Here is a 17,184-nt window from a genome sequence, read left to right on the forward strand (position 1 = left end):
AACGCTCTCGAGGTCCCCACCCCACTTAGAGAACGAATTCTCACTCCGATTAGTCATTGGCGGCTCTGAGAGACAAGCACTGAAAAGCTCGTTGGAGAATGTGTATTATTGCCGTTCAAGATGGATTTGAATATCTACCCGCGCGTTCACGAATAGAACTCCGTTTCACGCACTGAAACAGCGTTCACGCTGTCGAACGTGTCTTGGTAGGAGGGGACAACACCTGTGTCACCGTTCGGTATAGTATGACGGGGAAGTCAATCAGTGGCGAACCAACAGAACAGTTCGAAGCGGCGTTATACGGTGACCTGATTCGTCCCACCGATGCCGACTACGACGACGCCCGTGCGGTTTGGAACGGGATGATCGATAAGCATCCAGCGCTTATCGTGCGGTGTCAGGGTGTCGCTGATGTCGTTGCCGCCGTGAACTTCGCCCGCGAAAACGATGTTCTTGTTGCGGTTCGCGGTGGCGGACACAACGTTTCGGGGAACGCAGTCTGTGACGACGGCCTCGTTATCGACCTTTCTGAGATGACCGGCGTCAGAGTCGATCCAGCGGCGCAGACGGCGTGGGTCCAAGCCGGTGCCACGTGGGCCGACCTCGACCGCGAGACGCAACTATTCGGACTCGCGACACCCGGAGGCGTCGTTTCGGATACAGGCATTGCCGGGTTGACACTCGGCGGCGGAATCGGTCATCTCCGCTGCAAGTACGGTTTGAGCTGTGACAATCTTCGTTCGGTAGAACTCGTCACTGCCGACGGCGAGTTCCTGACGGCCAGCACAGACGAAAACGAAGAGTTGTTCTGGGGTCTCCGCGGCGGCGGCGGAAACTTCGGTGTAGTCACGGCGTTCGAGTTCGATCTTCACCCGGTTGGACCCGATGTCGCAACCTGTCTCGTGTTCTATCCGGGTGACCAGTTGCACGACTGTCTGCAAGCATACCGGGCGTACGCCGAATCGTCACCGGATGAAGTGAGTTCGCTCACGTTTGCGGGTGTGATGCCCGATGCGGAACTCTTCTCGGCGGACGTTCTACACGACTTCAAAATTGCGTTCATGGGCTGCTATGCGGGTCCCGCCGGAGAGGGAGAGTCCGCGCTCGCTCCACTCCGGGAGTTCGCCGAACCGATTGCTGACTTCAGCGGGACGATGCCGTACACCGACTTCCAGCAACTACTCGATGAAGATTACCCCGACGGAATGCGGTATTACTGGAAGTCGCTCTACCTCGACGGACTCTCCGATTCGGTCATCGAACGGATCGGACACTGGGCTGAGGCAGCGCCTTCACCGCTCTCAACAGTCGATGTGTGGCAACTCGGAGGTGCAATTGCGGATATCGATACCGATGAAAGCGCCTTCGCTGGCCGACACGCTCCGTTCCTCCTCGGCGTAGAGGCCAACTGGGAAGATTCCGAAAACGACGACGACAACGTGGCGTGGGTCCGCGACTGCCTCGATGATATGCGCCAGTTTTCGGACGGATCAGTCTATCTTAATTTTCCGGGCTTCTTCGAGGAGGGCGACGACATGATGCGGACCACGTTCGGCCCAGCGTACGAGCGGTTGGCCGAACTGAAAGATGAGTACGACCCAACGAACCGCTTCAGCCTCAATCAGAACATCGTACCGTCCGGAACTGCACAGACAGAATAGCACCAACTCTCTCCGCCGTCCCTCAGTTTTGTTCAGAGAGATTTCGACAGGTCACCATTCCGTTCTCGGATGAGTTCGACTGGAACGAGGTCCAATTACCAGTTGTCGTTTGAGAAAACCACGTGTTGCTCAGATATCGGGGGTAATCAATCGCACACGGCGATCCCTTAGTAACACATGTGTACGACTACGAAAGGTGGGTTGCTCGGATAAGTGACGCGCTGTGCGCGCGTAACAAAGATTGGGGGCACAACCCATGTCATCACTGAGACGGAAATTTCAGACAGCACTAGCATTCAGTGTTGCATTACTAATCGTCGTCGCATTCACGGTTCAACCCGTTGCAGCCAGCCACCGCAACTCAGTCGAGGTTAGCCACAAGGGTGACCGAATCGAGGTCGAGACGAATGACTTCGATATCGACCTACGGTCCGATAGGGCTGAAATCGATACGCAAGACGTCGACTACGAGTTCGAAGGTGACCGTGTCGAGATCGACAGCGACGATCTGGACGTCGAAATTGATGGCTCGAACATCGAAGTCGAGGGGCGGGAGCATAATCTCGATTTCGAACTTCGTGACGACGGTGACGACCTCGATGTCGAAAGCGACGACTTCGACATCGAGTTCAGAGACGGCAGATGGGAGGTCGAGAGCCACGACAGTGACCTCGAAATCGAGAGCCACGGTGACAGCGTGGAGATCGAAGGCGACAGCTTCGACATCGAGATCTTCAGAGGCCACGTCGAGATCGACAGCAGAGACTTCGAGATCGACATCGAATCGGATGGCGAAATAGAGATCGAGACGGACAACTTCGACGTCGAGTACGAGAATCCAACCCTCGACCTAGAGAGTGACGACCCCGACCTCGACCTCGAATTCGACGGCCAGAACGCTGACATCGAAACAGACACCCTCGACATCAAGATGGCGTTACGGTCGGAATAACCAACACATCAGAGAGGTACCAACGCGTCAGGGCGCGTCGTCACTCGTTCTTTTTAACAAGATAGAAAGGAACTCAGTTTGAATATCGGCGACTGGCGAGACGCTCGTAGTGGTCTAAGTGTATGGGAACCAGTTTCGGGAGCGACAACGTCAGTGGACAGAATGCGCGTGAACGCGTTTCCGAGCGCGTAGTAGCGGGAATTGAACGGCCGAACAACTGCGAGTGCAGCCTTGGCAAGCGGTTTCGGAACGTGTGTAGTCTTCACCCGTCCGTCGAGCGTACGAGACGCAAGCGCCGCAATCTCGTCGTACGTAAACGTCTCCGGGCCGCCCACAGCGAACTCCTCACGGTCGTCAGAGACCGCATCGGCGCACGCTGCAGCAAGGTCCGCACCGTGAATAGGGTTGATACGCGCGTTCCCGTCACCGACGAGGAATACTCGCGCCCGGCGGGCCATCTCGAAAAACTCGGTCATATCCGAGAAGTACCCGGTCGGTCGAACGACCGTCTGCGAGATTTCGGCGTCGTATAACTCATCTACGAACTGCTCTCGCGGTTCCACGAGCGATCCCCAAAGTTCCGGGGCGAACACCGAAACGAACACGAATCGCTCGACGCCTGCATCGAGCGCTAAGTCGAGAAGGGTTCGGTTCGCCCCGTAATCAACCTCCCAGTGACTCGCCTGCTGGCGAGTCACACCGAGCGACGAAAAGACCACGTCAATTCCATCGCACAAACCGTCGAGCGTGTCCGAATCCGTAGCCGTGCCGACGAAGAGGTCGTCGATGTCCGACCGCACCGCCGGTTCGAGAAACCGACCTGGTGTAGAGAGTTTTTCGACCGATTGCGGCCGCGAAAGCGCCCGCACCCAGCAGCCGCGACGTTTGAAGGCGCAAACCGCGTATCGGCCGAGATAGCCGGTTGCACCGGCGACCAACACCCGCGTCGGATTCTCCTCCAAGGTATTTTCTATATTTTGCATATAGTGAATATTGTGTCGTCAGTGTATTAACGTGCTGGTGCGAACGGTCGGGTAATGACGGAAGAGGCGTACGACGAGGCACGAACCGAAATTGCCGACGCGATGGCTCGGACGGCGGAACTGTACGGACTCAACAGAAGTTATGGGCGAGTGTACGGATTCCTCTACTTCGCAGGTGGACCCAAATCTCTCGACGAATTAGCCGAGGAGACAGGATACGCGAAGTCCACGGTGAGCAACGCGATGGGAACGCTCGAACGGTATCACCTCGTCCACAGACGGTCGGCACCCGGCGAGGGCCGGAAGGTATACTTCGAAGCCGAAACGGATTTCTGGACTGTTCTCACGGAACTGTTCGAACGGGAGGGTCGCCGAGAGATACGTATCATGCGACGAGCACTGGAGAACGCACAGGAGACGCTCGAAGAGGCGCCGGAGACAGAGGAGACGAAGCGTGCCGAAGAGCGAATCGAACAACTCCAGCAGCTCTACCGACAGTCAGAACGCGTCCTCGAATTCTTCACCGAGGTTCCCATCGACGAACTTCTCGCGTATATCTCCGAGTTTCGGAACCGAGACACCGCCACCCGCGACGACTGACGGCGCTTCGCCGGTCCTCGACTGAATTCCTACTCCCGATTCCTCCGGTTCTCACCCACTTGTGAGATGGCCGCCGACGAGTTTGAGGTAGAGGAACGGCGCGAACCACTCTAGACCGGGTTCCACAGAGACGAGCATGAGTCCGACGAGGACACCAACCGAGACGAGAAGCATGCCGACAGGCCGACGGAATCGGTGCGGGCTCAGAAGTACGAGAGCGGCGCTCACAATGAGAAACCCGTAAATAAGGGCACTTTCGTACCACGTGACAGTCTCGAAGAGGACCGCCAAGACGAACGGGTGGAGATGAGCCGACACGAAGCCGAAATGATCCCACGGTCCCTGTGACGACCGGTGCCACCACCGCGCGCCTGCGTCGGTTGTATTGGCGACGATTCCCCCCGCGATGTCGAGTGCGAACACCGCGACGACAGCTTGTTGGACGAGGCTCCAGCCGAGTGACTGAATCCGCACGTACGCCAGCAGTCCAACGGCGAACGAGAGCGCGTACGCCAGTACCAGACCGTGTTCGCCGCGCGTCGCATCCGGCCCGACGAGACGGTCCCAGAGTCCGAGAACGCCGCTACGTGGCATTCTTGCTGATTGCCCGTCGTGTTCACCCGGATTTTTGTTTTCTATATTCGCCATATAGTGAATATAGTGTAGAGTGCGTTATAGCTGTGGTGGTCAATCGAGATCCTGTCGAGTAAACTACAAAAATGCAGTTTGGCAGGCTATCCTACAAAACATCATTTCATCGAAATATTTTGTGGCACGGTCCCGTAACGTTTCGTGATGCACCGACCCAACGAGACCCGCTACCACAGGTCGTACTCGGGAACGCTCAAAAACGCGCTCGATTACTGCGGACGCGACGAGTTCGCAGAAACGACTGTCGGACTCCTCGAAGTCGCTGCCGGCAGATTTCCGGGAACCGCAATCGTCCATCTTCGACACGTCGTTCGGACGTTGCACGCGTGGACGGTGCCGACAGCGGTTGCGATTCCGGACTCACACACAATCGTGACTGCGGACGGCATTACAGACGAAACCATCGCTGAGCGGACTCGACAACTGGGGCGAGAACTCGTCGAATACGCTGGCGTGGCTCAGTACCCGAAGGGAAGTGTCCAACCGATAGCTGTCGCGGAAGCCAAACAGGGAGACAGTTAGGATGAACGCGATTCGCGTACACGAATACGGCGACGCGGATGTGCTGACTCACGAAGATATACCACGTCCGGAACCGGCCGCCGACGAACTCCTCGTGCGGGTACACGCCGCAGGAGTGAATCCCATCGACTGGATGGTTCGGGAGGGGTACGCAGACAACGCACTCGATCCGTCGCTTCCGTACGTCCCGGGGTGGGACCTGTCCGGTGTCGTAGCTGACGTCGGGACGTCCGTCTCGGCGTTCGCCCCCGGTGACGAAGTCTTCGGACTCGTGGGGATGCCGGACCCCGGAAACGCCTACGCCGAATACGCAACCGTTCCGGCTGAGGACGTTGTGCTAAAATCGGACGCGCTCACCCACGAGGAGGCCGCCGCCATCCCGATGGTCGCGCTGACCGCTCGACGCGCGCTCTTCGAAGTTGGCGACGTACGATCCGGACAGCGTGTCCTCGTCCACGCCGCCGCCGGAGGCGTCGGCCACATCGCGGTGCAGTTGGCGTCGCACGCCGGTGCGTCCGTGATCGGAACAGCATCCGCACGCAACGAGGGCTTCCTCCGAGAGTTGGGCGTTGACGAGTTCGTCGATTACCGGAACCAGTCGTTCGAGGACGAACTCTCCGACATCGATGTCATCCTCGATGCCGTCGGCGGCGAAACACTCGAACAGTCGATAGACGTGATAACACACGGGGGTCGCATCGTCACCCTTCCGAAACCACCGTCTCAGAACGTGGTCACGAACGCCCGCAACGAACGGAACGCATCGATTGACTGGTTCAGCGTCGAACCGGACGCAGCGGCGCTCTCGGAGATACGAACGCTCGTCGAGAACGGTCACCTCAGTGTGACCGTCAGCGACGCGTGGCCGCTTTCAGAGGCGCACGCTGCCCACAGAGCGAGCCAACGCGGCCACGTCCGAGGAAAACTCGTCCTCACGACTGACTTCGAAGCCGACTGAACGTGTGGCTCGCGTGAATCAGACGGTGAACACGCGAAAACGGTCGCCTCGTTACTTCTGTCCGTAACTTGCGACGTGGTATTCCATCACCGTACGCATCCCGTCAACGAGACGGCGAACGTCGAAGCTCTCGATATCGTATTCTCTACTCATCGCATCAGCGTATCGAGTCTCCCACTCCAACTCAAACTGCGCTACGATTCCGCTTTCGTCGATACGCGCTATCGCACGTTCTGGGTCGTCGTCAACCGTGATGAGACCACGTTCGAGCGCTTCGACGACGACGCCAGCAGTGTAGTCGTCTTCGTACAGTTCTCGTTTCCACGTCGTGATCCAGTTGCCGATGCGGGCCATCCGCTGCAGGTCCAAAAGCAAACTCCGCAGTTGCCCGAGTTCCTGTCGGTCGAACGACGGCGTCCACATCAGATCGATGCCCGCATACGGGAACATCACCATGTTGAACGGACCGTGGTGCCGAGACTCCGCGAGATTGGCAATCTCCTGGTTGTCGTTGAGGACGCGTGCGTACTCCATCGCGTTGAGGGCCTGTCGAACGTCGAAAATGAACACGTCCAGATGCTCTTCGTAGCGTGGAGCGGCCGTTAATCTGTCCGTAACGCGGTTCCAGAGCGTCTCGGCGAACCGCAAAATATCAGTATCGACGCCCGGCGCATCGTACCGAACTGACTCCGGCGCGTGCGGGAGGCGTCGCGCCTGTTCGAACGTTGCCTCGTCACCGAGGTGGTCCGTCAAGTCATCGAGAGCAGTGATGTACATCGTAAACACCGTCTTCGTCGTTGTAACCTCGTCCAAAACGGAAGACGGAACGCACGGAAGCGTGAACGCGTCGAACAAGCCGTGAATCCATTTCCACAAGAATTCGTCTCTCGTTCCGACGCATCGGTCGTACTCCGCAGATAATTCGATGATTGATTGCGGCAGTTCGGTTTTGTGAACCGATTCGATACATCCTGCATAGTCCCCCCCAAGGTCCCCAGCGGATTGGTGGCGTGATATTCTCCCCGGCATACCTAAATTAACTAATTACTAATATATTAATCTTCCTGACAGATTTTGAAATTTTTCAAGAGATTCAGCAACCACAGACAATCTTCAGAATATGGATACGGGTGTTTGTTTTATGTAGTAACAAGCTATGGACAATGTATTATTAGTTGACACAACCACTTATTGTCAGAGAAATAGTACTAAGAGCAATGACCGCCGAGTCGGCTACATCACAGTCGGCAGCAGTGGAGGTCCATCTCCTTGGTGACGGACCGCACGCGGCCGACGTTCGAGAGGATTTGCGGTGCGACGACAGAATTTCGGTACAGTCGTCCGACGAGGAGAGCGCGTCTCCGGTAACCGAGGTCGATTGTATCGTCTGTACGAGCGTCGATGTTGTCTCAGCTACGCCCGACGGACAGGCCCCGGTCGTGGTTGTCCTCTCGACCGCCGACAACGACGTCATCTCGCGCGCGTACAGCGCTGGCGCAACATCCGTCCTGTTCTCGACCGAAGCCCTTTCAGATCGACTCGCGTGGGTTACAGGACTCAGCAGGGCATCAACCGACGACAGCGTTACCACGACAGACGTCACCGACGTCGCCGCCGGATTCAACGATGCCGCGTGCGTCCTCGACCGGCAGTGGCGTGTCGTAGAAGCGACGGCGGCGTTTTGTGAGTTCTTTGGTGCGGACCCGACACTCGACGGCGAAAATCTCTGGGCCACCTGTCCGAATACACGCACGACGGCAGACCGATGTTGGCGTGCGGTACTAACCGGTGATGACGCGGAATTCGAGGTGACCTTTCGGGATGGACGACGGGTCGCCGTGAACGCGGTTCCGTTGCGCGACGGCCTCGCACTGCGCTATCGAGACGTGAGCGAACGCACGGAGACGGAGAGAGCACTCGACCGGTACAAACGAATCCTCGAAACGATCGACGACGGAATCTACATCTTAGACGAGAACTTCCAGATCGCGGCGGTCAACGAAGCCGTCTTGGAGATGACCGGCTACGACCGAGAAACGCTCGTCGGCGAACACGCGACGATGCTTGCTGACGAGTCGGTGATCATCGAAGCGAGCGCGATCATCCAGCGGATACTCACGGGCGAACTGTCTGACGGTCGTCTCGACGTAGAACTGGAGACCGCAGACGGCAGTAGACTGCCTGTCGAAACGCGGTTTTCTGCACTTCGGTTTAATGACGGAACTCACGGAACGGTGGGTGTCATCCGCGATATCAGTGACCGAAGACAGTACGAGCAGACGCTGACAGCGCTCAACAGCTCGGCACACGAACTGTTCAATTCTCAGACAAAGCCGGCAGTCGGTGAGAGGGTTCTCAACACAGCCACACAGATTCTCGAACTGGAATCGGTTGTCGTCTTCCTCTACGACGAATCGGTCGGTGAACTCCGACCGGTCGCGTGGGAAGGAACGGGATCACCGCCGTCTATCGGCCCCGGTGACGGCGTGCTCTGGACGTGCTTCGTCGAGTGTGAGTCCGTCCACCTCAGAACTGACGAACAGACGCTCGACCGCTGGGACCGACTCGAAGCCGTAGATTCGGACGCGTCGAACGGAGAGAGCGTCGCTATTCCGCTCGGTGAACACGGTGTTCTCGCCACATCGTCGTCCGGAGAGAACGCCCCCCGGAATCAGTCCACCCTGACACACCTCTTGGCCGCAAACGCGGAGGCCGCACTTGATCGTGTCACTCGGTCTATCGAACTGAAGCGTCGCAGGGGCGAGTTGGCGCGGCGAAACGAGGAGTTGATGAATCTGAACCGGTTTAACGAACTGCTCCGAGAGGTCAATCGCGTCCTCGTCGAAGCCGACTCACGCGAGGAGATAGAGCGCGCCGTCTGCGAACGACTCGTCGAGGGACCAGCAATCGCGTTCGCGTGGGTCGGCGCCTACGACCGGGTGGACGAAGCAATTGGTTCACGCGCGTGGGCGGGCGCCGAGCGCGGGTATCTCGACTGCCTAAGCGAGTCGCCTGCGGAGTTCCGAACGGAACCGAGTGTGGTGACAACCCGAACCCACGAAACGACAGTTGTGGACAACGTGGGACAGGAGATTCAAGCACACCAATGGCGACGCGACGCCCTCGATAGAGGGTTCGCGTCCGTTGCCAGCGTTCCATTGACGTACAACGAGTTCAGCTACGGAACCCTGACCATCTACGCGACGGAACCGAACGCCTTCGACAAACAGATGCGACTCATGTTCGAAGAACTCGGCGTCACGACGGCGAACGCCATCAACGGGGCGGAGGCCAAAGAGTCGCTTCACACGGAGTCGTTCGTCGAGCTCGACGTTCACATCACCAGCCAGAATGAACCGCTGCTCCGCATAGCGCAGGCGCTCGATGCCACAGTTCAACTTGAGGGAAGCGTCCAGCAGACGAGCGGTTCGGCGTTACTCTATCTCACGGTTTCGGAGTCGGACACGACTCGAAACGCGGAGATTCTCTCGTCGTTAACAGTGATCGAACAGGTTCGAGAGATTGCCGCACGCGAGAACGAGACGGTAGTCGAAGTACAACTGGCCGCCGAGGCGCTTCCGTCTCGACTGGCTGATTTCGGTGCCGTAGCCCGGACGCTGACAGCGCGACCGGACGCACTCACTGTCGTCATCGAACTTCCGTCCGGATCCGAGATACGGAAGTTCGTCGAATACCTTCGAGAGTGGTATCCCGGTACCGAGCTGAACGCCAAGCGAACTCGAGAACGGTCTATCGAGACGCAGCAATCGTTCCGCGCTCGCCTCCGCAAATCACTGACTGACCGGCAGTTCGAGGCGCTCCGAACCGCCTACTTCTCGGGATACTTCGCGTGGCCCCGCGAACGAACGGCCAGCGAAATCGCAACGTCACTCGACATCGCACAGCCAACGTTCTCACGCCACTTACGTGTCGCAGAGCAGAAGCTATTCGATAACCTATTAGCAGACTGATGCCAGACGGTACACTGAGGTCCCGACAGTAGCAGGTGTTTCCCGTCGAACTCACAAAGTTTCGATCCGTGAACGACTGAGCGGAGAACACTATGAGTATAGTATAGTCATATATCAAACACTAGATCGATAGTTGCAACTGACTTATTTCGTCAGCTCCTTTGCACAACTATGAAGCACGGGGGAAGCGGTGACTCGAAGGTGGGGCACGAGGATCTTGATTGGAGAATCATAACAGCAGTCGCAGATGCGAAAGGCGTCGAACCGCTGGATATCGATGACCGACTACACGACATCATCGACGTAGACGCTGTCAAACAGCTGTTCGTCGGGATGCCGGACAAGCGGTCGATGACAGAGGGGCGCGTGAGTTTCACGCTTGACGGCTGCGAAGTCACTATCAACGAGCGGTGGGATATCAACGTCAACTCACACTCTAGTGTCGCGGCCGACTGACCGGAGCCAAGTTTCGAGTTGTGACTCCACGTGCGCGAAGGACTATCTTGACGGCTGGCGAATCGATTCCCATCCGGGAAGTGCGGCCATCGTCTCGCGCACACGCGTTCGTTCAGCATCGGTCAACTCACACAATTCGGCGACTCGTGCGTCGATTCTGTCGTCCACTGACTCGGCGTGACGGTCAAGTTCGGACGCACGCCGGCAGTTTCGTGCGTACCTCGCTAGCGCCTCCGCGTGCGTCTCCGGATCCGGAACGCGGAGTTCGCGGAGTCGTTCTACGGGCGTCGTCTGCGAACTCCGGCCGACCGGCCGCAGTCCGCACGCCCGCCGGTTCGTCACCGTCGTCGCGCCGACCGCTCGAAGCCACGTTGAGACCACGAGGAAGTCTCGCGGCGTCAGCGCGTCGAATCGTAACACGGCTCGCGTTTCGTCTCCGTTACTCGCCTCGTATCCGTCATCCGTCTCGTATCGCATCCGAACCGTAAACGCCGCCCGTTCTTCTTGTACGGAGAAAGATCCGATCCGGAGGCCGGGCGTTTCACCGCGGTGCGACCGCGAGAGACCGCTGTCAACGACTTCGGGACCAAACTGTTTCAGGGGCACAGACGCCTCGTCGAAGCCGACGACAGATTCGATATCGGTGTCGAGTGACGCCCGTTCGCGCCCGATTTCGAGTCGTCGTTCGACGAGTTCGACGAGTTCGTCGTCCACCGACCCAGCCCAGACGGGAAGCGTCTCGTAGTTCCGTTGGTTGTTCTGCGGAAACTCCGCCGGGTAGGCGTTCCGGCGGACGTAGTGGTAGTAGTTGTAGACGGCGGAGTTCAACAAGCCGAGGAGATGTAACAACAAGCGTTCCTCGTCCGCGGCATCGGCATCAGCCCCGTCGTCTACGCTGTCATGGTTGCCAGCCCTGTCGGCTACGCTGTCATCGTCATCAGCCCCGTCGTCTACGCGGGGTCGTACGTGAGCATCGTACACCGATTTCAGGTTGGCGACGCCCTCAGTGTCAAGTGTTCCGACGAGAAACCGGCCAGTCTGTCGGCAGAGCAACTTCGGCGGGTCGTACACGGTCTTCGACACCGCTACCTCGGGAACATAGCGTATCTTGCGGGCGGAAAGCGCGTAGCGCCGAACGGCCGATCCGGGGACGAGACGCCGCATCCCTGCCGCGGGTGTCTGCCGAACGCGCTCGTCGGATTTACCGAACTCCTCGCCGCGTGCGACGGTTCCCACAGCCTCGAACGGTTCGAAGCGCTCGAGTTTGCGAAAGATTCCGTCCGCAACGTCGTCGCGCAGGAGTTGAAAGCGTGCGTACTCCTCGTTCTCCACGGTTTCTCGTCGGAGACTGCTGTACTCGAACGACCCGTCTGCGACCGTCGTGGCGAACGCGTCGGCGTTACCAAACCACGTCCGGATTGCATCACCCGAACCCGTCTCATCCGGCGGGCCCGCCTCCGGGCCGCAGACGACGATAGCGGCACCCTCGTTTGCGTCGGCGAAGACGTTCCCGATTCGAAGGAGGTGCGTGAGACCGCCCGAATCGAGGAGGAATCGGCGCGCGGACGCAACGGAAAGGCGAACGAGCAACGCGTCAGGGACGACGAACGCCACGTAGCCGTCGGGTGCGAGACGACACGCACGTTCGAGGAAGGCCGCATAGAGGTTCGGTTGCGGACCATTGGTGGAGTCGAACGCTTTCCTGAGATACGCCGACGTATCGCCGTCGATACGCGCGCTGATGTCTGCCCGTCCGGCCGTTCCCTTCCACGGCGGATTGCCGACGACGGCGTCGAATCCGACACCACCGCGTCCGCTGTTCTCGGAGTCAAACACGCCCGAGAACGCCTCTTGCCACCGAATCGCTCCCGGCAGTGCATCGTTTCGGGGAGTTGCTAACGAATCGTTTCGGGTCGGATCGGGACCGGGACCGAGCAACGCGTCACCGCATCGCAAGTGGTCAGCGAGCGTGGGGAGTGTCTCGACGCTTGTGCCGGGACCAAGCGTCTCCGCGAGACAGACCAGACGTGCGACCGTCGTTGCAGCGGGATTACGGTCAACGCCGTAGAGACATTGCGAGACAACCGCTCGGCGGATCGACGCGAACGATTCGACCGGCGCATCTGCGTGACGAGCGGCCCGCCGAATTCCGGACGCGAGTCGTCGCGCGACGGCAACGAGGAGCGTTCCACCACCCATCGCGGGGTCCACAACTCGCCTGCTGAGAAGACGTGTCCGAACGTCGGCGGCGACGTTCGTTGCCGATTCGTCCGACGCGGCAGTCCGGGCGTCCCGGACGAGTGACCCAGCCGTCTGCGCTGCGAGGTATGTGACGACCGACTCCGGAGTATAGAACGACCCGTTGGTCTTCCGTCGCGTCGTCTCCGCGGCCGACGGATCGTCGAACGCGGTTTCGAGGAGTCGTTCGTGAGCGTCCGCAAGCAGCCGAACGTCTACAGTTCGGTAATCGACGCTATACCACGTATCATCACAAGAGACGGTCGTGAGAAGCGCACAGACGTATTCCAGCGTCCCGTCGTCGATAGACGAGACATCGAGGCACGGTCGCTCCGTGGCGGTTCGCTCAGTCTCGGTTCGTGTGGGGTCGGTTCGTTCGGAATCGCTTTGTTCGGGAGCAGTTCGATCAGGAGTAGTTCGTTCGGGAGCAGTTTGGTCAGCGTCGCTCGATGATTGGGTCGTCCAATCAGAGACAAATGGACCGCCGAGCGTCGAGTCAGCGGCGTGGGCGGCCCACTCACGGAGGATCGTACGCTCCGTAGCGTCGAGCACTATCGCTTCTGTCGGGCCATCTGCCGCCCGTGCGTCGGCCACGAGTGTGTCACGAACGGCATGGAGCGCGTCGGGGCGGTCGGAGAATAGCGACGAACCAGTTCGGTCGGCAGCGAATAAATCGAAGGCGAGACGGAAGACGAGAGCAGCCGGGGCGTCGGATGACGGACAGTTGGTGGAGTCGCAGATCGCTCCGACGGCCGTAACGAAGCCGTCACAGAGCGACTCACGAACGGATGCTCGACGCGTCGCGTCCGCCGATGCAAGTGCGTCGAGGAACGACTGAGAGTCGTCGTGTGATTCGCCGCCTTCGAACGCCTCGTGTGCGAACAGTGCGACGAAGTGACGGAGCGGTGAGTCGGCGTTAGCAGGATGTGACGCCGTATCCAGTCCCTCGTAGTCACCGTCAAACGCCGGTGCCGCCGCGGCGAGCGTTCGTAGGTCGAGTTCGTGATACCGTTGTTCGTCCGGGTCGCCGCCGCCGTACAGTCGCCAGTAGCGCCCGTCGGTGAGGACGCCCCATCGGTTCGTTCCGTCGAGTCGGCACACGAGCGTTCGTGCGGCGGACTCTCGACCGTTCGCGTCGAGGGCACCGGGGGAAACCGTCTCGACGGTAACGTCGCCGTCCGTGAGACCCAACGCGTCGCAGATAGCTCTTTGACGTGCGTCACTGTCCCGCCACGCTCGTTTGACTGCCGCTGTCCGTTCGTCAAGCGTGGTCTCGTCGCGCCGCGCGTCCACGAGCGCAGGAAGGTCAGCCCGCAGTGTGGGAAGGGCAAATCGCGGGTCGGCGACGCGGCGTGGAACGGACATCTACCGGGACTGGTTGCTCTGTGAAATAAAAAGATACGGCCGATACGGCTCACTCTTCTGCTGGGACCCCGATCCGGTCCGTAAATTCGGGTGTCTCATCGTGGACGGCTTGCGCACGCGCTAGCGTGGCGAGTGCGAGCGTCATCCAGCCTTGGCTCCAGCGAATGTACGGCGTCTCGTCGTCGAAGAAACGACCGATACGACGGTAGAAATAGCCCTCGGAGTCGTAGAGATTCGCTATCGACCAGTCGTAGACTCGGGCAGCCACCTCGTTCGCGTCCGAGTCATCGGACTGGATGAGAGTGATGAGTGCTTGCGCGGACGCGTGTGCGTCGTACGGTTTTGACGTATCGGACTCGAACTTGGGTGCGCCGTCCGCCTCGAACAGTTCGCGGACGTAGAACTCTAGCCCGTCCTCGTACGCTTTGCGGGCGCGGTCGTTCCCGAGGTCGCTCGTGGCGTATTCGTGGAGGCTCTCTAAGACGAATCCCGTGTGGAAGTTGTCGTGGCTGAGGTGGGAGTCCGAGGCGGGCATAGAGTAGTACCACGCGCCGCTGTCGTCCTGTGCGTGGAGAACAAACTCGAACAGTTCGGTCGCACGGCCGGACAGAGATTCGTCGTCAGTGTAAGTCGGTGAGGCGTCGTCGTCGGTATGATCGGACAAGCGGAGGAAGAACGCGGCCGCGAGGGCGTTCGCGTTGATCACGACGAACTCGTCGTACGGCGTGTAGGTGTAGGCGTCAAAGCCATCGACGGTCACGACGTTGATCTCTTCTCGAATGTACGCGGCAGCGTCTTCGGCTACTTCCAGCGACCACGCGGCCCCGGTCAGTTCGTGGTGTTCGAGAAACGCGCGGGCACAAAATACGGTGACGACGATAGACGGATGATACGCGGGGAGGAAAAACCGACGGGCGTTCTGCCAGTCGAAGTTGTATCCCCACGCGTTTCGGTCCGTGACCGGCGACGTTTGCTCCGTTAGCCACCCCAGAAGTTGCTCTGCTTCGGTGAGATAGGTTTCCTTTCCCGTCGCTTCGTACAGTCGGAGACACGCGGAGGCGAACAGTCCGATTCCTTTCGGGTTGCGTTCCGGTTCGATACCGAGCAGCGGGCGAAGATTCACGGGCGACTTGTTGACGCCATGGATAGCAACGAGTCGGGTGAACCAGTTTGTCGCAACTGACGAGAGAATCGGACTGTTAAGTCCGTCGTACGGGTCGTATCCGGCGTAGTCTCGCTCTCGTGCCCATTCGAGGCTTCGTTCGGCGGTTTCGAGAGAGCAGGGGTGACTCATGGTCGTCTTCACCAGTATTTCGCACGAAGTCTATTCGTTAGTTCGTGCACAATACCCTGACGGCGAAGCACCCGGTAGTTGAGTCATGAAGGCGGGTGCTGCGAAGACAGCACCGTCGTCTGAAGCCGCCATTTAACCCGACCATCAAGACCCCACAGGAGTCAGTGCTAGTGAATTCGTACTGTAAATGTCACTCAAACGGAACTGAATGCCACGTCGAGGAGAATGTGTGTGTGGTAGTAGCATGATATACATACTCAGATGGCGGCGAACAATTACTCCGGCCATAACAAAGCGCGTACCGAAGAGACAACCGGCGAGAGCCTCATGAACCTCCCAACGCACGCAAGTGTCATACTTCGCGTTCGGAGTGATGCACCCGGAGTGATCAGCCGTGAGTAACCGTGCTGTCTACGCAGACACCGTCGCCACCATCGCACTCACTGCAGGTGCAATCCTCGCCGTCCTGAATCTGCCACCGGTAACCGCGAGAGCGGCCCTCGCCGGGATACTCGTCCTGTTCCTTCCGGGTTACGCGTTGACGACGCTCGTGTTCCCCGCCACGAAGGAGACTCGTCTCAGCGTAGGCGACGTACCGTCTGCCTTCGTGGGAAATAATACCAAACACGCGGGAGTCCCGTTTCTCGAACGCGCCGCGTTGAGTATCGGACTGAGTGTCGCGCTCGTCCCACTCTTCGCGTGGTCGCTCGAAGTCAGCGGGGTCGAGTTTCTCGCACCGAACGTCGCCGCCGCCTGTGGCGGATTCGCTATCGTCGCCGCACTGCTCGGTGGCGTCCGGCGTCTACGAACCGCCGCGGAGACGCGGTACGTGGTTCCGATTGGGACAGTCGCTGCATATCGAAACGCTGCACACGACCGGTCCAACTGGGACAACGTTCTCAACGTCGCCCTCGTCGGAGCGGTCGTCGTCGCAACCGTCGTCGTCACGTTCGCACTCGTGTCGCCAGCTAGCGTGGCTAGCGCCTCGTACACACAGGCATCGCTCCTGACCGAGGCAGACGACGGGTCGTTGGTCGCCTCAGACTATCCACAGAACCTTACTGTCGGGGAGAGCGGCGAACTCGTTCTCCTCGTCGAAAACTACGAACAGGAGACGACAAGATACACCGTCGTCGCCCAACTGCAACGGGTCGAATCGAACGGGGAGGTGACCGCCACCAGCGAAATCGACCGCTTCTCGGAGACGGTCGAAACGGGCGACCGGTGGCAGTTGACGCACGAAGTCGCACCCAGTATCCCGGGCGAAAACCTTCGACTCACCTACCTCGTCTACAAAGGTGACGCCCCGGAGAACCCCACCATCGAGTCGTCGTACCGGCACGTCACGCTCTGGATGGACGTGACAGAAGGTGGCGATTCGGACGCACAGAACACAGTCTCATCGGTCGAATCGAGCTAATCCGGCAGCCTCGAAAGACAGATCTGCGGCGAAACCTCTGCTGTCGGGCGTTCACTGACGCATGCTGTCGGACGTTCACCGACGCATAACCAAGTGTGTTCTTGCTCCTGTAT

Annotated in this window: 13 protein-coding genes; 8 read left to right on the forward strand and 5 right to left on the reverse strand. The window is 59.2% G+C overall.

The window, feature by feature from the left end:
* Positions 1-245 precede the first annotated feature (245 nt).
* Together HBOR_RS19020 and HBOR_RS19025 are read left to right on the forward strand one after the other, a co-directional pair.
* Positions 246-1,661 carry an FAD-binding oxidoreductase gene (locus tag HBOR_RS19020; protein WP_006055716.1) on the forward strand — a complete coding sequence of 472 codons (1,416 nt, stop codon included), beginning with the start codon at positions 246-248 and terminating at the stop codon, positions 1,659-1,661.
* Positions 1,662-1,917: 256 nt separating this feature from the next.
* A complete protein-coding gene (locus tag HBOR_RS19025) occupies positions 1,918-2,613 on the forward strand; it encodes a hypothetical protein (protein ID WP_006055717.1) in 696 nt (231 codons plus the stop codon).
* A gap of 53 nt (positions 2,614-2,666) precedes the next feature.
* Here HBOR_RS19025 and HBOR_RS19030 read toward each other — a convergent pair whose 3' ends face one another.
* The gene (locus tag HBOR_RS19030; RefSeq protein ID WP_006055718.1) at positions 2,667-3,596 is read right to left on the reverse strand and encodes an SDR family oxidoreductase; all 930 of its coding nucleotides are present in this window, start codon (positions 3,594-3,596) and stop codon (positions 2,667-2,669) included.
* Positions 3,597-3,650: 54 nt separating this feature from the next.
* On the opposite strand from HBOR_RS19030, the gene HBOR_RS19035 reads away from it, so the two are divergent.
* Positions 3,651-4,196 (forward strand): GbsR/MarR family transcriptional regulator, encoded by a 546-nt coding sequence (locus HBOR_RS19035; protein ID WP_006055719.1) that lies wholly within the window; start codon positions 3,651-3,653, stop codon positions 4,194-4,196.
* A 51-nt stretch (positions 4,197-4,247) separates the two neighbouring features.
* On the opposite strand, the gene HBOR_RS19040 is transcribed toward HBOR_RS19035, so the two are convergent.
* Entirely contained in the window at positions 4,248-4,790 is a 543-nt protein-coding gene (locus HBOR_RS19040; protein WP_006055720.1) for a hypothetical protein, read from the reverse strand.
* A 201-nt stretch (positions 4,791-4,991) separates the two neighbouring features.
* On the opposite strand from HBOR_RS19040, the gene HBOR_RS19045 reads away from it, so the two are divergent.
* Together HBOR_RS19045 and HBOR_RS19050 are read left to right on the forward strand one after the other, a co-directional pair.
* Positions 4,992-5,369: an NADPH-dependent FMN reductase gene (locus HBOR_RS19045; RefSeq protein WP_006055721.1), complete on the forward strand. Its 378-nt coding sequence runs from the start codon at positions 4,992-4,994 to the stop codon at positions 5,367-5,369.
* Position 5,370: 1 nt separating this feature from the next.
* Positions 5,371-6,327: an NADP-dependent oxidoreductase gene (locus HBOR_RS19050; RefSeq protein ID WP_006055722.1), complete on the forward strand. Its 957-nt coding sequence runs from the start codon at positions 5,371-5,373 to the stop codon at positions 6,325-6,327.
* A gap of 51 nt (positions 6,328-6,378) precedes the next feature.
* On the opposite strand, the gene HBOR_RS19055 is transcribed toward HBOR_RS19050, so the two are convergent.
* Entirely contained in the window at positions 6,379-7,356 is a 978-nt protein-coding gene (locus HBOR_RS19055) for a hypothetical protein (protein ID WP_006055723.1), read from the reverse strand.
* A 188-nt stretch (positions 7,357-7,544) separates the two neighbouring features.
* Here HBOR_RS19055 and HBOR_RS19060 point away from each other — a divergent pair, with 188 nt between their 5' ends.
* Positions 7,545-10,298, forward strand: a complete 2,754-nt coding sequence (locus HBOR_RS19060) for a bacterio-opsin activator domain-containing protein (RefSeq protein WP_006055724.1) — start codon at positions 7,545-7,547, stop codon at positions 10,296-10,298.
* A 171-nt stretch (positions 10,299-10,469) separates the two neighbouring features.
* On the forward strand, positions 10,470-10,754 hold the full coding sequence (locus HBOR_RS19065; protein WP_006055725.1) for a HalOD1 output domain-containing protein: 285 nt from the start codon (positions 10,470-10,472) through the stop codon (positions 10,752-10,754).
* Between the two features lie 42 nt (positions 10,755-10,796).
* Here HBOR_RS19065 and HBOR_RS19070 read toward each other — a convergent pair whose 3' ends face one another.
* Complete coding sequence (locus HBOR_RS19070) at positions 10,797-14,357, reverse strand: Eco57I restriction-modification methylase domain-containing protein (RefSeq protein ID WP_006055726.1); 3,561 nt, start codon at positions 14,355-14,357, stop codon at positions 10,797-10,799.
* A gap of 49 nt (positions 14,358-14,406) precedes the next feature.
* Entirely contained in the window at positions 14,407-15,651 is a 1,245-nt protein-coding gene (locus HBOR_RS19075; protein ID WP_006055727.1) for a hypothetical protein, read from the reverse strand.
* A 394-nt stretch (positions 15,652-16,045) separates the two neighbouring features.
* On the opposite strand from HBOR_RS19075, the gene HBOR_RS19080 reads away from it, so the two are divergent.
* Positions 16,046-17,071: a DUF1616 domain-containing protein gene (locus tag HBOR_RS19080; RefSeq protein ID WP_006055728.1), complete on the forward strand. Its 1,026-nt coding sequence runs from the start codon at positions 16,046-16,048 to the stop codon at positions 17,069-17,071.
* Positions 17,072-17,184 lie beyond the last annotated feature (113 nt).

Source organism: Halogeometricum borinquense DSM 11551, assembly GCF_000172995.2.
Lineage (GTDB): Archaea > Halobacteriota > Halobacteria > Halobacteriales > Haloferacaceae > Halogeometricum > Halogeometricum borinquense.

Coding starts and splice junctions, on each gene's coding strand:
- HBOR_RS19060 (WP_006055724.1), top strand. CDS start 7,545: ATGACCGCCGAGTCGGCTACATCACAGTCGGCAGCAGTGGAGGTCCAT.
- HBOR_RS19075 (WP_006055727.1), bottom strand. CDS start 15,651: ATGAGTCACCCCTGCTCTCTCGAAACCGCCGAACGAAGCCTCGAATGG.
- HBOR_RS19030 (WP_006055718.1), bottom strand. CDS start 3,596: ATGCAAAATATAGAAAATACCTTGGAGGAGAATCCGACGCGGGTGTTG.
- HBOR_RS19070 (WP_006055726.1), bottom strand. CDS start 14,357: ATGTCCGTTCCACGCCGCGTCGCCGACCCGCGATTTGCCCTTCCCACA.
- HBOR_RS19020 (WP_006055716.1), top strand. CDS start 246: ATGACGGGGAAGTCAATCAGTGGCGAACCAACAGAACAGTTCGAAGCG.
- HBOR_RS19040 (WP_006055720.1), bottom strand. CDS start 4,790: ATGCCACGTAGCGGCGTTCTCGGACTCTGGGACCGTCTCGTCGGGCCG.
- HBOR_RS19055 (WP_006055723.1), bottom strand. CDS start 7,356: ATGCCGGGGAGAATATCACGCCACCAATCCGCTGGGGACCTTGGGGGG.
- HBOR_RS19045 (WP_006055721.1), top strand. CDS start 4,992: ATGCACCGACCCAACGAGACCCGCTACCACAGGTCGTACTCGGGAACG.
- HBOR_RS19050 (WP_006055722.1), top strand. CDS start 5,371: ATGAACGCGATTCGCGTACACGAATACGGCGACGCGGATGTGCTGACT.
- HBOR_RS19065 (WP_006055725.1), top strand. CDS start 10,470: ATGAAGCACGGGGGAAGCGGTGACTCGAAGGTGGGGCACGAGGATCTT.
- HBOR_RS19025 (WP_006055717.1), top strand. CDS start 1,918: ATGTCATCACTGAGACGGAAATTTCAGACAGCACTAGCATTCAGTGTT.
- HBOR_RS19035 (WP_006055719.1), top strand. CDS start 3,651: ATGACGGAAGAGGCGTACGACGAGGCACGAACCGAAATTGCCGACGCG.